This window comes from Vibrio sp. 10N.286.48.B8 (assembly GCF_003050085.1).
Taxonomy (GTDB): domain Bacteria; phylum Pseudomonadota; class Gammaproteobacteria; order Enterobacterales; family Vibrionaceae; genus Vibrio; species Vibrio crassostreae.
Genome location: NZ_PIGD01000027.1, coordinates 46,811 through 61,443, shown reverse-complemented (window position 1 = coordinate 61,443; position 14,633 = coordinate 46,811). Strand labels below are relative to the sequence as shown.

Annotated in this window: 18 protein-coding genes; 16 read left to right on the top strand and 2 right to left on the bottom strand. The window is 45.6% G+C overall.

Annotated features, from left to right (window positions below):
* The 14 genes from CWO08_RS21925 to CWO08_RS21860 all read left to right on the top strand — a co-directional run.
* On the top strand, window positions 1-188 hold a 188-nt coding region (locus tag CWO08_RS21925; RefSeq protein ID WP_108021111.1), incomplete at its 5' end, for an ogr/Delta-like zinc finger family protein.
* Window positions 189-221: 33 nt separating this feature from the next.
* Window positions 222-449, top strand: a complete 228-nt coding sequence (locus tag CWO08_RS21920) for a hypothetical protein (RefSeq protein WP_108020907.1) — start codon at window positions 222-224, stop codon at window positions 447-449.
* Window positions 450-555: 106 nt separating this feature from the next.
* Entirely contained in the window at window positions 556-1,626 is a 1,071-nt protein-coding gene (locus CWO08_RS21915) for a hypothetical protein (protein ID WP_108021108.1), read from the top strand.
* Between the two features lie 270 nt (window positions 1,627-1,896).
* Window positions 1,897-3,087, top strand: a complete 1,191-nt coding sequence (locus CWO08_RS21910) for a DNA circularization N-terminal domain-containing protein (protein WP_108021107.1) — start codon at window positions 1,897-1,899, stop codon at window positions 3,085-3,087.
* Window positions 3,084-4,022, top strand: a complete 939-nt coding sequence (locus CWO08_RS21905; protein WP_108021106.1) for a phage tail protein — start codon at window positions 3,084-3,086, stop codon at window positions 4,020-4,022. Before CWO08_RS21910 ends, CWO08_RS21905 begins: the two co-directional genes overlap by 4 nt.
* Window positions 4,015-4,614 (top strand): phage baseplate assembly protein V, encoded by a 600-nt coding sequence (locus CWO08_RS21900; RefSeq protein ID WP_108021105.1) that lies wholly within the window; start codon window positions 4,015-4,017, stop codon window positions 4,612-4,614. Before CWO08_RS21905 ends, CWO08_RS21900 begins: the two co-directional genes overlap by 8 nt.
* Entirely contained in the window at window positions 4,611-5,012 is a 402-nt protein-coding gene (locus CWO08_RS21895; protein ID WP_102579374.1) for a phage GP46 family protein, read from the top strand. The genes CWO08_RS21900 and CWO08_RS21895 overlap by 4 nt, the downstream gene beginning before the upstream one ends.
* Window positions 5,009-6,052 (top strand): baseplate J/gp47 family protein, encoded by a 1,044-nt coding sequence (locus tag CWO08_RS21890; RefSeq protein ID WP_108021104.1) that lies wholly within the window; start codon window positions 5,009-5,011, stop codon window positions 6,050-6,052. The genes CWO08_RS21895 and CWO08_RS21890 overlap by 4 nt, the downstream gene beginning before the upstream one ends.
* Window positions 6,034-6,513 (top strand): hypothetical protein, encoded by a 480-nt coding sequence (locus CWO08_RS21885; RefSeq protein ID WP_108021103.1) that lies wholly within the window; start codon window positions 6,034-6,036, stop codon window positions 6,511-6,513. The genes CWO08_RS21890 and CWO08_RS21885 overlap by 19 nt, the downstream gene beginning before the upstream one ends.
* A complete protein-coding gene (locus tag CWO08_RS21880; RefSeq protein ID WP_108021102.1) occupies window positions 6,510-7,988 on the top strand; it encodes a tail fiber protein in 1,479 nt (492 codons plus the stop codon). Before CWO08_RS21885 ends, CWO08_RS21880 begins: the two co-directional genes overlap by 4 nt.
* Before the next feature lie 22 nt (window positions 7,989-8,010).
* Window positions 8,011-8,337 carry a hypothetical protein gene (locus tag CWO08_RS21875; RefSeq protein ID WP_108021101.1) on the top strand — a complete coding sequence of 109 codons (327 nt, stop codon included), beginning with the start codon at window positions 8,011-8,013 and terminating at the stop codon, window positions 8,335-8,337.
* A 162-nt stretch (window positions 8,338-8,499) separates the two neighbouring features.
* A complete protein-coding gene (locus tag CWO08_RS21870; protein ID WP_108021100.1) occupies window positions 8,500-8,742 on the top strand; it encodes a hypothetical protein in 243 nt (80 codons plus the stop codon).
* Window positions 8,739-9,275 (top strand): lysozyme, encoded by a 537-nt coding sequence (locus CWO08_RS21865; RefSeq protein WP_108021099.1) that lies wholly within the window; start codon window positions 8,739-8,741, stop codon window positions 9,273-9,275. The genes CWO08_RS21870 and CWO08_RS21865 overlap by 4 nt, the downstream gene beginning before the upstream one ends.
* Window positions 9,276-9,277: 2 nt before the next feature.
* A complete protein-coding gene (locus CWO08_RS21860; RefSeq protein WP_108021110.1) occupies window positions 9,278-9,799 on the top strand; it encodes a hypothetical protein in 522 nt (173 codons plus the stop codon).
* Between the two features lie 24 nt (window positions 9,800-9,823).
* Here the strand turns inward: CWO08_RS21860 and CWO08_RS21855 are convergent, their stop codons facing one another.
* Together CWO08_RS21855 and CWO08_RS21850 are read right to left on the bottom strand one after the other, a co-directional pair.
* Window positions 9,824-10,792, bottom strand: a complete 969-nt coding sequence (locus CWO08_RS21855; RefSeq protein WP_108021098.1) for a phage portal protein — start codon at window positions 10,790-10,792, stop codon at window positions 9,824-9,826.
* A 21-nt stretch (window positions 10,793-10,813) separates the two neighbouring features.
* On the bottom strand, window positions 10,814-12,565 hold the full coding sequence (locus tag CWO08_RS21850; RefSeq protein ID WP_108021097.1) for a terminase large subunit domain-containing protein: 1,752 nt from the start codon (window positions 12,563-12,565) through the stop codon (window positions 10,814-10,816).
* Between the two features lie 134 nt (window positions 12,566-12,699).
* Between CWO08_RS21850 and CWO08_RS21845 the strand changes: the two genes are divergently transcribed.
* Entirely contained in the window at window positions 12,700-13,533 is an 834-nt protein-coding gene (locus CWO08_RS21845) for a GPO family capsid scaffolding protein (protein WP_108021096.1), read from the top strand.
* Between the two features lie 46 nt (window positions 13,534-13,579).
* Entirely contained in the window at window positions 13,580-14,617 is a 1,038-nt protein-coding gene (locus CWO08_RS21840) for a phage major capsid protein, P2 family (protein WP_108021095.1), read from the top strand.
* Window positions 14,618-14,633: the final 16 nt, after the last annotated feature.

Genomic DNA, 14,633 nt, shown 5'->3' with positions numbered 1-14,633 from the left:
CAGAAACACGAGAGCTGTACTGCCAATGTTTAAACCTGAATTGCGGGAAAGTGTTTGTAGCGCATACCTCGTTCTCGCACTTCATTGAACCAACGGGTCAGAAGCCAAGCTCAGAGCTACAGCCCGAGTTGTGCAAAGGTGATGTGAACCAGATTGATATCTTTGAAGCGGAACAACCAAGCGCTTAAAACAGAAGTCTAGACTACGGATATTTTGAATAAATGAACCTTATTCCTAAAAAACGCCTTGATGCTTTGCTTGAAGTGATCTCAAAAAGAGATATGCCAGAACAAACTCGCAAAGCCGTGAAGCTGGTGTTCGAGTCTGGTTATTCTTACGAGCTGGCTTCACTAAGAACTGGTGTATCAAGCAAGCGCGTTTCATTGGCCGTGCGCAAGCTGAACCAAATGGATGAGATTTTACTTAAGGGGTATCGGATGAAATTATAAAAGCTTCAGCTTCCGAAGTAGGCGCAGCAGTGCATATAAACATTGCTTTTCCTCTCTAGACCAGACACTATAAAATATAATTATTTCTGTTAAATTAAGGTTTTATATGAGATTTGAATTTCGTAGTAATGACGACGTAATTGAAATGCTGCTAGATGGTAACGTGATATATAATCAAAAAAAAAGGGGGGAACAAAGTTCAATAGATTATATAAACGACCCTAGTACTGATTTAATTAACACCTTAATCTCGTTCAAAGTAAAAGAAATACCCTATCCGTTACATTTAGAAATGTACGAGCGAATTAACGATATCATGATGTTTAACTTTGAAAAGGACACTGAGGATTTAAGTATTCGAGTTTCTTACGATATAAACTTAGAAGAGTGGGCTTTCCCTTTTACAATCCATACATTCCTAGCTCCATTCCATAGTAAACTTCAGGATTTGGGATTAAAAACAACCCAAGAGCCCATTGATGATAACATGTCTTACACCACAATTTCCCTCAATTTACATAGTGAACAGGAGATCCGAAAGACACTAGAAGACGTCTCACTAAAAGTAAGCTCGACTGCAAATGCTATCTTAGATGATTTAAGTAGACAATCCTTCGGAAAACATGTTCTAAAAGCATTTAGGTTCCCTCAAAACTACCAAAACATATGTTCACAATATCTAATCTGGTTCGGTGAATTCTTAGAAAACTATGGTATCAATGCTCTAATATCCGTAGAACATATAGGAGAAGAAACTCAAGTTATACATAGTACTGAACATACTGAACAGATGTTTGCAGACATTGGGGCATTATTTTCACAATATATTGCTCTACCCTATGCTGAGTACCTACCAGCACGGAGCCAAACTTTATCTCCTGAGCAACAGTTCATGGTTACTCAACTACAAACTCAAGTGAATCACTTCAAAGGTCAACTTGAGATGAAGAGCTCTGCAATTCAACTAAAAGAAGCAACTCTTCACTCAATGCAAAATACCATTCAAACACAGCAAAATACTATTGATGTGCAAAAAAATCAGCTGCTTCTGATTGAAAGTATGCAGAGTGATGATGAAGTCGAGCTATTTGGTGGCGCTATCAAGTTAGGTGAAATTGAATGGGGCCCTCTAAAAATTTGTCCTAAGAAACTGCTAGATAAAGTTCGAAAAGACTAACGATCACCTTTTTTTCAAAAAACGAACAAAAACGATCTCAGACGATCTCTAAATCCCCTATCTAAAACAGCCCTCGATGTAGATACATCGGGGGCTGTGTTCCAATACAACTACCGAAATGAAATGCGGTTCTAAGATCGCATAATTGCAGTGTGGAATTTTGGTGTGGAGGGGTGGGTGAGTCCGAACAGGGCCTGAGCGCCCTACTCCATCACTCATTTTATTCTCGCTGCCTAATTCTGATTTTCTTCTGTAGTTGGTGGCTTTTTGATGTGGGAACGACAGTACGAGCACGCTAGATGGAATGGGCTTAAGCTCAACATCCTCTCGACCGCCTTTGATGGTGGTAAGCGCTTGCAAGTCAGCGAAATCCCCTACGCGGACCTACCACACATCAAAGTCATGGGAACAAAAGCCCGTACCTACACGATTGAAGTTGTGTTCGTTGGTCCCAGTTCTCTGGCCGATGCCAATGTCCTCATTGAAAACCTAGAAGCAAAACCAACGGGCGAGCTAGAACATCCTTGGTTGGGTGAGCTGCCGCTTGTCTTTGAAGACGTATCCCAAAGCATCAGTACCAAGAAAGGCTTAGTCACGCTGAGCCTGAAGTTTGCTCGCGCTGGCTCTTCCCCTTCAATCACTGCACCGATTTCCGTTCGTACAAAAACGCAGGCCAACATAGTCGAAAGCTTGTCGAAACGTTCTTTCGTGAAAGAAGTAAACGGCTTGGATGTATCGGATATTCACAGGGTTCAGAGTGATGTCACCAGCGCATTGAACGTGTTGGTCGACATCACCAACCGTTTGAACCTCGAAGATGAAAACCTTCAAGACATTAACTACGCCATCAATAAAGCATTCTCGGCAGTGAGTAGTCTCAGCACCAACCCAACTGAGTTCGCTGATCTGTTTTCTACGTCAGTGGATGCGGTAGCCGATGGTGTTCAAGCTGAGCCAAGCTCAAGCAATGAAGCGGTAGATAATTCACGCAGTGCTCAAACTTTGCTGTTAGGTGAAGTGAAACCAGGCACACCAACTCAGCACCACAATGTGCAAATGGTGACAGGCGCAGTGAAGATGAACAAAGACATCACACACCTAGAGAAAGGCGACCGCTTTGATATTACGCAGTCGGCTAAGCAGTCTGAAACCATCAACAGTGATCTATCTACTTTGATTGTCGGTATCGATGAGCGCATCAAAGACACCACCCAAGTATCGACGCTTGAAAGCATTGAGCTGTTCGACGCAGTCACGACATTGAAAAGCAATGTGAAGGTTCAGCAAGATAAAGTCGTCAGCGGTACCGCACCCCATAGAACGGTGCAGTCACCACGCTTTCAATCCGCGCTGACGATTGCGCACGATGAGTTCACTCAGGAAAAAGTCATCACCAAAATGAATGCACTGCAGCACCCGCTCTTCATTCGTGGTGACATTGCCGTGAGGGATGTGTCATGAACACGCTAACGATGCACATTGATGGCAAGCCGCGCACCTTCTATCAAGCGAATCTCAACTACTCTATAGAACAGCTGGCCCACACGTTCAGTTGCTCAATTGAGCCTATGAGTATTGAAAGCCCACTATCGGTTGAGTTCTTCCTTAACGACAAGTCGGTTCTGATTGGTCAGATTGATGGTGTGGATTCAAACACTGACTCGAATGCTCACGCGGTTTCCATTTCTGGTCGCTCAAAGAGTGCCAACATGATTGATTCACGCATCACGATGGACGCGCTTTATAATTTGAACGTGGAAGAGCTACTTCGCCATGTTGCCAAGCCATTTGGTTTGAAAGTGAAAAGCCTGGTGAAGAGTATGCCGGTCATCCCTGAGTTTCAGATAAATGCAGAATCACCCGTAGAGAACGTGGCGCAGCTCATTCGAGAGCAAGGCTTTATGTTGGTTGAGCGCAATGGCGTGTTGACCATTGAAAACACCGCGCATGCAACTATCAGCAACATCGGTCTAGAAACGGGCAACAACATCGACAGCCTGAACATCAAGCGCACCTTCAATCAGCAATTTCACACCATTGATGTGCAAGGCCAGTGGGATGACGCAAGCGCACAAACCATCAATCCAAACGTCGATAGCTCACGGACCATGGTGATCACCTGTGACCAATTGCAAAACCGTGAAGCTTGCCTGTCTCGTGCTAAATATGAGCGCAACCTCGCCATAGCTCAAAGCCTGACAGCATCAAGCACGATTGCCGACATATTCCCTGAGTTAGCCATTGAAGGATTAAACCGAGTGATTCGAGTCGCTGACCAAGAGCAAAGCTTCAGTGAGATGTTGGTGATCAAGTCGCTTGGCCTATCAGTGTCTGAAAGCTCTACAGAAACATCGGTTGGGCTGTTTAGGCCGTTTAAGGAGCAAAGCTATGTCTAGTGCTCTGCAGCAACAACAGCGATTAATGGCCAGAATCAAAAACGTGATTGGCACTGGCATCGTCACAGGGGCAACCACAGGCCGATTACAAATCAAAACCGCGACAGGCCGAACCAACGACAAGATAAAACGCGTGCACAACTACGGGTTTATGAGCCGTCCATTACCAGGGGCGAAAACTTACAACCTGTTCATTGGTGGAACCACATCTCGCGGCATCACCGTGAACGTAGAAGACGAACGTCACCAAATAGAGTTACAGCCTGGTGAAGTCGCGATACTGGACGACAAAGGCAACCTTGTTCATTTCACGCAGCAAGGCATCAAGATCAATGCCTGCGCAAAGTTAGAAGTGATATCAGCGCAAGAAACCACGGTGAACGCAACGACTGTGAACGTTACCGCACCTAAGTCCACGTTTTCCGGTGACGTAGAAATAGGTGGCAATTTGAAAGTCACAAAGAACGCTAATGTCACCGGTTCTGTGGGTGGCGCGTCCGGTACGTTTGGCGGGGTCAAAGTTGAAAAGCATGACCACGACTACACAGACGACGGGACAACAAGAATAACCAAGGGGCCAAATAAAGGATGAGTCATTTCAACTTAACCGCCCTGACTGCTCCACTCAGCTCTAAAGAGGGATTAACCCACGCCGTTCTGCAGAGTGTTTATAACTACGCCGAATCCACTCAAAACGATCGCGCCCGTATGGCAAGCAATGAGCGTGGCGGCACTTGGAGCAATGAGTTGATAAACGTAGTCGGCTCTCGTGACTGGACACTCAAGCGAGCAAAGCTCACAGACGAAACATTAAGCCTCGCTAAACGGTTTTGTGAAGAGTCGCTCGCTTGGCTCATTACCGACGGCCACGCCAAAGCAGTTGAGGTTTCAGTATGGCGAGAGAAGCCAAACCAAATGGGTCGCAATGTGATGATCACCTTAGCCGATGGCTCTCAGTTCGATGTTCCACTTTCAAAGGTTAATCAATGAGTACACAACGAAGCCTAGACAGTTTGATTGCTCGCGCAGAAGCCAACCTGGTATCTGAAACTGGGCAAAACAACCCTGCGACCAAAGCGATAGCCGCAGCCATTGCTGGTGTCAGCTATGGGCAATATGGTTATCAAGATTTGCTGTTCAGGCAGCTGCACCCAGAGACCTGCTCTGAAGACTGGTTATACCTACACGCCAATCGCCATAAAACCCCTCGATTACTGCCCACTTTCGCAACGGGCCGAGTACAGTTCACTGAACTTGGCGCAGCGGTTGTGATTAAAAAAGGGACTCGGTTAACGCATGCTAATCACGAGTACGAAACCACCAAAGAACAATACAGCAACGTCCCCGTTGACGTCATTGCGCTTGAATCTGGCGTGGAGAGTAATCTCTTCGAAGGCGCGGTGCTTACGTTAAGCGAAGGACTAAGCGGTATTGACCCAAATCGAGTGCTTTCACTTGGCATTGGCGGAGGCGCCAATATTGAAGAGTTAGAACATTGGCGGGTACGTGTCATCGTTGCATTTGAAAAGAACGAACTGATTGGCAAAGCGTCGGATTACGAAGTGTGGGCTGTATCGGCTCACTCAGATGTGGATTTTGCTTGGGCGCTTGATAACACCCCACAGCGAGGCATGGTTGAAGTGTATATCGGTGCGCGAGAAAACGACCCAACGTTAAGCAGTGAAGTGGTCAACTTAGTGCAAGACACCTTTGAAGACAATCGACTCGCAGGTTGTCACCCATTGGCTCACCTACCAGAGCAAGTGCCAATCAATATCGAGATCCAAGGTATTGAAGACCAAGTGGTGCGAGACGATGTGGTCACTGCACTCGAAAACTTAGTGAAAGAGAAAATGGGCAACATCGACCCTACAACCCAAAAGCCGGAGTCCATCACCAACACCGAAATTGTTTTAACTATCTCTACCGTGACCAACAACTTTATTGTCCGCTCTCCGGTGGGAGAAGTCGCCATTGAGAACAATCAGATACACGTATTAGGAGACGTAACGTGGACACCTCCGACTTAATTATTGAATACAGTGCCGGTGATTTTGAAGGCGCCTATCGTGGGCTGTTACCCAAAGGCGAATATTGGCAAGACACCGAGAACCTAGAGCTTGCCAGCACCATTAAAGGCATTGCCAAAGACTTCAAGCAAACCCATGACGAGATTGAATTGTCGCTATTAACGGAGTTTGAAGAGCAACAATTTGGTTGGAAGATTTCAGACTATCAAAGTTTGTTAAACAATACTGCTGGCCAACAAAGTGGAATGGTGTTTGATGAAGTCAGCCATCCCAACCTCATTTTTGGCTCTTTGTACGATTCGTTTCGGCACTTGAGCATTCAAGCATGGCAAGCATTTGAAAAGTACCGTTTGCCACACACTGAAGTGGTTTGGATATATCACTCAGCCTTTGTTGCTCATCATCAAATGGCGAACTATCGACATATTAGAAACCTGCACAAATACGAGGTAACACAATGAGTTTATTGATTACTGACGTGGGTATCGCAGCTTCAATTCGAGCTGGCGAGCTTGGCATTAGTTACAAAATAGCAGAAATCAGTATTGGTACTGAGGGCTATACGCCTACAGCAGACCAAACCAACCTACGCAATGAAGTGCAACGTAAAGCCATTACTCGTGGAGAAGTTACAGCGTTAGGTCGCCTGCATTTCGAAACCGTGTGGGATGGAGCTGAAGCTTTTGAAGGTAAGGAGCTCGGTTATTGGCTCGATGACGGAACCCTATTTGCCGTTGATAGCCGTGATGGTGAAGTCATTACTTATAAGCGAAAAGATACGGTTGTTATTGAGGCCTGTGAACTTAATCTTGCCGCATCAACCATTGATAACATCTCGGTGGAGTTACTTGAGGCTTATAGTGCTACAGAAGAGCGGTCGGGTGTTGCGAGAATAGCGCGAAGTGGCGATGTGGATGCTGGCACAGACGATTCTCGCTTTCTGACAATTAAGAAGTTATTAAGCAGGACAGCAAGCCTTGCTCGGTCTGGTGTAGTTCAGCTTAGCAATTCTTTTTCTGGAACAAGCCAAGCTAAAGCTGTAACTGAAAAAGCGTTGAAGGATGGGTTGGAGCAAGCAATAACCCTAGAGCACCTACGTGGTGTACCTTTGGATTTAGATGAAACCTTTGCCAGAAAATCTGGGACAGTCTTTAGGTACTTTGACTCTGAAAATGGGGATAACGTCAATGATGGTATGACACCAGTTACACCATGGCGAGATGACAGTGTTTTTTATGATACCGATGAAGACGGTAATCTAGTTTGGAGTGAAGAGGCGAATAACTTAATCGCCCTTTCTGGCGTTTCGACAAATGTTTATCTGTATTACAAAACAGGTGAGTCCCATGTTCAAACCCATTATGCCAATACAAGGGGATTCACAATTCCCTGTAACGTAGGGATTAGTAATTACTATTACTCCTCAGAGGCACAAGAATATCAGGTTTGGAATTACTATAATCCGACATATTTTCCGCATATTATTCAAAAAGTCATTTCACCACATATAGAGACCCCCAACGATTGTTTTTCTCGAATTCCATTTTCTTCAAGAAAATATACAAGCATTGGTTATGTGAGGCTATACACAGCTACAACTCAAGGTTACTTAGGAGTAACAGGTACCTACAATCGTAGTTTTATTAATGCTCATCACGGTGCCGCCTTTCGATTGTATCGTACGTTCTTCTACATTGGGGATAACCCAATATTTAATCAACATGATGGAGGCTCTGTCCACTATTCGGCACTTTTCTCATTTGACCAAGGAAACGAGTGCTACCGTGGGATGACTTACGCACATACGGTGTCGCACATTATTACCTCATCTTATGGGGCTTCGGGCTACCCCTTACCATTCGATATTATGGATAACGGTCTATCTCGAAATGGTATTTCGTTATACGGCGGCGTCATGACCAACGTCAGATATTAACAGTGTAGAGTGAGATAGAAGCATGTATGTAAGAGACACCCAATTTGGTTTTTTAGTGCCTGTAGATAAACTGAACGAACCAGGGACCGATATAACCAACAACCGAAACACAGAAGAGAAGTGGCAAAAGGCCGAATTATCAAAGGTCAATCAGGTTTTGACTGAACATGCCATCGCTGTGGAAATTAATAAAAACATAGAAGATAAATACTCAGAGCTTCGAACACCGACGTTATCCGAAAACGATTATTTTTCTTTGCTCGGTGATAGAAAGCTGCTTGTTGAATATGTTCTTCAAGAAGACTTTCCCGATTGCGATAGACCACACTTAATTGGCTTAGCTAAATGATCAGCCCCCCCCAAAAAAACCCAGCGTAAATGCTGGGTTTGTTCTTTCTACCTTCCCAAACTTCTATATCTCGACACTAGAAATGCCATCAGTCCCCTTTAAAACTCCACGAGATACACTGCTTATGGGGGAACGAATCAACTAGCCACGAGAGAAAAATCCATGAATGAATCAGAGGCAAAGGCACTCGTCGTATCACTACTCGATGTCACTGGCCTAAAGAAAATCTTCGCTTCTATTAGTGCGACCCTAATCAGTTTTGGCGTGAATGACGCACTCCAAATTTTGTCTGTAGCAGTCGGTATTGGGGCAGGCATCATGGCTATTCGCCACTACGCTATTGCAACGAAACTCAGCCAAGCGCAGTTGGACAACTTGAACTCAAAAAAAGAGGGTTCAGCATGAGCATAAAAACCAAAGTAGTACAGACTGTGGTGTGCTCTGTTGCCTCCGTTCTTGCCATTGTTTTTACCATTGATTCAGAGCTTACTACCAGTGAACAAGGCCTCAGCCATGTCGCGAATGAAGAAGGTTGCATGCTCAAACCCTACCAATGCAGTGCCGATGTGTGGACTGCGGGGCTTGGGCATACAAGCGGCGTCACACCCGAGATGGTCTTCACCGAGCAACAAGCGGCTGAGTATTTTGTTGAAGATATCTCAGCTGCCGAACAAGTGGTAAACAAACACATCAACCAAACCGCTAGCCAGGGCGAATACGACATGATGGTGAGCTTTGTCTTTAACCTTGGCGCCGGTAATTTCACGCGCTCTACCTTACTGAAGAAGTTTAACCAAGGTGATCATCAAGGCGCTTGTAACGAGTACCCAAGATGGGTGTTTGTGAATGGTAAAGACTGCCGACTCAAGCAAAGCAACTGTGCCGGCATTCCTAAACGTCGAACCAAAGAACAACACGTTTGTTTGAATGGGTGGTGATCATGCTAAACCAATATCTAACTTTGTTTAAAGCCATCGCCTTTGCTGCCGCTCTTAGCGGTGTCGCTTATTGTTCGTATGACTACGGCGTAACCACCACTGAGGCCAAAGCCTTAAAAGCGCAAAATGCCCTATGGGACAAAGTAGACCAAAAACAAAACGAGGCTTTTCAGCTCGCCGTGAAGCTCGCGAACCAAAAGCCAGATATTCGAATTGAGTTTCGAGAGATAGAAAAAGAGGTGATCAAGTATGCTCAAAAGAACAATGATAAGCAGTGCGTTGTTAATGATCCTGACTGGATGCACATCCGCGCCCAATCAGTGCGAGCGCATAATCGAGCAATCGGTATTCAGCAACCCTCCACCGTCACTGATGGTGCCGCCAAAGCCGCTACAGGTTACGAGCGAGACGCCGAAGTCTTAGCGGAAGATGTGGCGAACCTGCAAACCTGTGCTGAAAATGCTCAGAAGCTCTTATCGCTACAAACTTGGATAAGAGCGCAGCTTCAACACAAGCTGCAATAAAGATAAACCTACCAGTACTCAATACTAAGCCGCATCCAAACGTTTATATTCTTTAGGGGTAATGATCGGTTGCCCCACAACATCATTCAACTCTTGCATCATATCAATCAGTGGTAGCAACTCGTTTTTGTGGAACAGCCAATCTACCTTATTTAAGTCGAGTGACGTAATACTCTCGCGTCGAATGCTCATCAACTCAATTGGCACACGGTGAACCGAAAGCACCTCGTTCATGGTTTGATTCTTCACTTCTTTGTAAGAGTCTTTGGCTTCCACCTGACCAATTGGCTTGAGCTCTGGGGCTTTGGTGTCTTTACCTTTGGCATTCACAAATAAGTTTTTAAATGCCATACCTTCTTGAGCTTGCAGCTGCTTCTTGATGGCCTTTTCTTGTTTTTCTGTCATGGTTGGCTCGTTCATATACAGCAAGTAACCGGCATGGTTACCGTTACGGTAGTACTGACGACGAAACAAGGTGGCATCATCGTTCAGCCAAATAGAGGTCAAAGAGCTAATGTGGCTCGGTAAGCCATACAGCTCTTGAGCAACGTCATAATCTCCTAAATAGAACACTTGGTTATGTTTGTAGTCGATACGCCCATCATCATCGTAAGCTCTTGGCTTATACGACCAACCCAAGTCTTCACGCCTACGCATGTAAAGTGTCGGTAAGTGCTTAAGCTTAACGACTTCGCCTAAACCTCTATAATCACGAATCACCTGCAGGTGAGCACCACCAAAAGTGAGGTAGTCTTGAATAAAGCGCTTTGCATCTTGGCGTGAGAGTAATCCACTCAGCGCAATGGCATGCATTAACGTATTGCGCTTAAACTCAATCGCACTCGAATGCATCGGGTTCGTGCGCAGTGCCTTGGCTAATGTATCGAGTGCAACCGGCGGTTCGTATAAACCATCAACCAACGCCACTTCTAAATAGCTGAGAATGTCGCTGTTCATCACGCTCACGGGGTTAGAAAATTCAATCTCTATCACTTGGCCTCTCCAATAATTAGGCTAGAAGAACTCGACACTGGTGTTGGTGTCATTGTTTATATCAATCGGCTCCCAACGCATCACATGCATCGAAGCCCAGGCTAAATCCGCATGAGAGCCAATTTTGCTGCGGTTGGAAACAAAGGTAATTTGGTTACTCACCTTAGTGGTCTGCTGGCGAATCATTAAGAACGAGTGAACGAGATCATCCCATTCCGCTTCAAACTGTAAGCGGCCGCTGTTAATGATTTCTCTCGACTTATAGGCCATCAATCGTTTCACTTCGGGTGAGTAATCCAGCTCGACTAGAGCTGGGTAAAACTTACGAACCAGCTCAGCGGTAGCCGAGCCTACGCCACTGGTGTCCATTGCCATGTACACCACATTATATTTCTCGGTAATGCCGCGAATGGTATCGGCTTGTTGCTCATAGCTGGAGCCTTTAAGGCGAACCCTTTCGATGAATCGGAAAATTCCGCCTTTACGTTTAGGCTTTAACGCCACCACTAAGCCTGCATCATCCGAGCTTTCACCCGTTCCGCCACCTCTAGGGTCATAACCGACCAAAACCTCTGCGTTACCCACTGGCCTTGCTTTCTCGTGGTCGACATCTTTCCAAAGTGAACTGTCTGCCTTACAGGCCAGTAGCGCCTTAAGTGAGAAGAATGAAGCGCTGTCGTCCAAAAACTTACAACGCAATAGGTTGTCGAAGATCTCTTTAACTGGATATTTACGCTTGAGCTTATCCATGTTGAAGAAGGTCGCGCCTTTCTTAATCGCATCATCCACCGTGATCATTTGACGGAAGATAAAGTCCACACCCAAAGCGCCGGCTTTTAGCGCCTTGTGGCTAATATCAATGCCGTGCTCTTTCTTGCCCTGCCATTTCGGGTAGGCTTCATGGGCCATGGTGGAAGGGGTTGAAATGTAAGTGGTGCGAAACTGTGATTGCATCGACATACCGCCCGCGTAATTATCCAAATCCGCAAAGCCTGGGATCCAGAACACCTCATCCCAATACATGTGGCCGTTAAAGCCTTGAGAGGTCGCCACGTTGGTGGACATAAAACCAAGGTTTGCGCCGTTGCTGAGCTCGATGTCGTCCTTACCTTTTAGGTCAACGTCGCCAATCTCTAGCGCAAACTTACGAATGTAGTTTTTGAAGATGTAAGACTGCTTTTTCGACGCAGAGATAAACACCTGGTTGTCGCCAGTCAGCACCGCATCTTCAAACGCTTCAAAGGCAAAATAGAACGTAAGACCAATTTGACGCGACTTAAGATAAAAGCGCACTTCATTGATCTCATCGTTTTGCTTATGGCCGTGAATGTCCTTTTGGTATTCGAAGAAGGTTTTCTCGCGATATTCGTCCAACATCTCTTTGGTTATGTGGGACACATCGTTCTTCGTCTTATTTGGCTTACGACCACGCTTTTGCTCGCCATCGTTTCGGCCAGCTGGTCGGTTGCGCCTTTGCTCAGCGTCATCACGTTTAAATTGCTGTTCGAGCAACATCTTGAGCTCACGCTCTTGGCTCTCAAGTTTTTGGTCAACCCACATCAAGTAAGCAATGCGCTGTCTCATCATTAATTCGACGGGCGCGTCATCCCTCAGCGTTTTCCAATCAAACTGAGTTATCCATTTTTGAACCGTGCGAGTGGCCACACTAACTGATTCTGCAATTTCAGCAGGCTTACGTTGGCGTAAAAACAATCCCAAAGCTTTCGTTTGGTCGGCGGTATAGAGCGGTTCGCTAACAACATTATTTTCCATGTTTGCATAGTGCTACAGCGCTTGTGATTACTCAGCTTGAACGATTTCTATATCAAGTGTTTAGAACTAGGACAAATACAAAAAGGCGGAGGCATTGGGTAAATTGGAATCATCGAATTTAGGAGAGTTTAGGCATGTTCCAATCAGAGCTAATTTGTATTTTACAGGCAGGAGCAACCATTGATGGTCGAGTCATTGAGCAAAAAATCATTGATGAGATTGCAGAAACTTACAACCCAGACATCTATACAGCTCGAATTAATGCAGACCATTACCCCTGGAGTAACAAGTACGGCTCTGTCCTCTCTGTCGAAAAGAAAGAAGACAAGCTATTCGCAGTACTGAAACCAAATTCAATGCTTTTGCGTATGGCTGAGCAAGGACAGCTTTTACATACCTCATGTGAGTTCTATGAAAAGTTTGCAGATACAGGGAAAGCCTACCTGACCGGATTGGCCCTTACCGATGAGCCTGCATCGTTGGGTACCACGCAGATTCAACTGTCTGCCAACAACAAAGATAAAGCGTGCGTCCCAACGAGCTTTCAAATTACCCCAGAGCAACTCTCGAAAGACACCGAGGAAGAAGCCTCGATGTTCCATACATTTAAACGCTGGCTTAAGGGCGAAGGTGAACTTGAGCAGCTCTCACAACAACAGGAAGAAGACGACATGAGTAAAGAACTTGAAGAGCTACTCAAGCAAAGCATTGAGCAAGGTAAAGAAAATCAGCAACAACTCAGCCAGTTAAATGAGCAAGTTGAAAAGCTGAACACCAATGGTAAGCCGCCGGAGCAACCTGGTGAGCCTAAAGAAAGTACGGATGTCACCGAACTAAAAGACCAGGTAGAGACTCTGTCTTCACAGGTAGAAAACCTAACAGGCCAAATTGAAAAGTTCAGCAAATTGACCGATGAAGAGCAGCGCAAGTTAGCTGGCGAAGGTAATGACGAAGAGCGTTACTTATAGGCTTCGACACGTCTTCAACCCATAACGAATTGAATTAGGTAAGAACATGCAAAAGCAGACCAAAACAAAACTCAGCGCCTACGTGAAAGCCGTGGCAGCGCAAAACGATGTGGATGATGCAACAGAGAAGTTTAACGTGAGCCCGAATGGTACTCAGCGCATTATCGCGGCTATCCGTGAAAGCAACTGGTTCCTAGGCAAAATCAACATCATCTCAGTGAAAAACCAAAAAGGTGAATCCATTGGTCTTGGCGCTACAGGCATGATTGCCAGTCGTACCGATACGTCAGGCTCAGGCAAACGTACACCGAAAGATCACTCTAGCATGGGGGCGATGCCTTACATGTGTGAGCAAACGAACTTTGATACCGCGCTTCGTTACGCAAAACTGGACGCGTGGGCGCACCATAAGAACTTCAACACCTTGATCAGTAAAGCAACCCGAGAGCAGATTGACGCCAATAAAATCACCATTGGTTGGTATGGCGTAAGTGTCGCTAAAAATACCGATGCTAGCGCCAACCCGAACGGTGAAGATGTGAACAAAGGCTGGTTCCAAGCCATGCGTGATCATAACGAAGATCGCTTAATCACCACGGGACAAAAAGCGGATGGTGAAATTCGTATCGGTGAAGGTGGTGACTTCATCAACCTAGACCTAGCCGTGCTTGAAACGAAAAACCTACTGCATGATGCCTGTGAAAATGACTCAAACCTTGTGGCCATCATCGGCTCTGACTTGCTTGCTTATGACAAGGCCAAGTTCTACGAAGCGCACGGTAATACGCCAAGCGAAAAAGGCAAAATTCAAGAGCTGCAAGTCATCGGTACTTATGGCGGTCTGCCTGCAGTGAAAGTACCAGGCTTCCCTTCAACGGGCATCATGGTGACCAGTTACGACAACCTATCCATCTACATTCAAGAAGGTTCAGTTCGCCGCTCTACAGGTAAGAAGAACGACGAAAAAGACCAAATTGAAAACTTTGAGTCGATGAACATGGCTTACGTGATCGAAGAGATTGGCAAAGCTGCAGCCATTGAATTCAAAAACGTGAAGCTTTGGATTAACGAGGCTTGGCATTAAGCCAACCATTACAAAC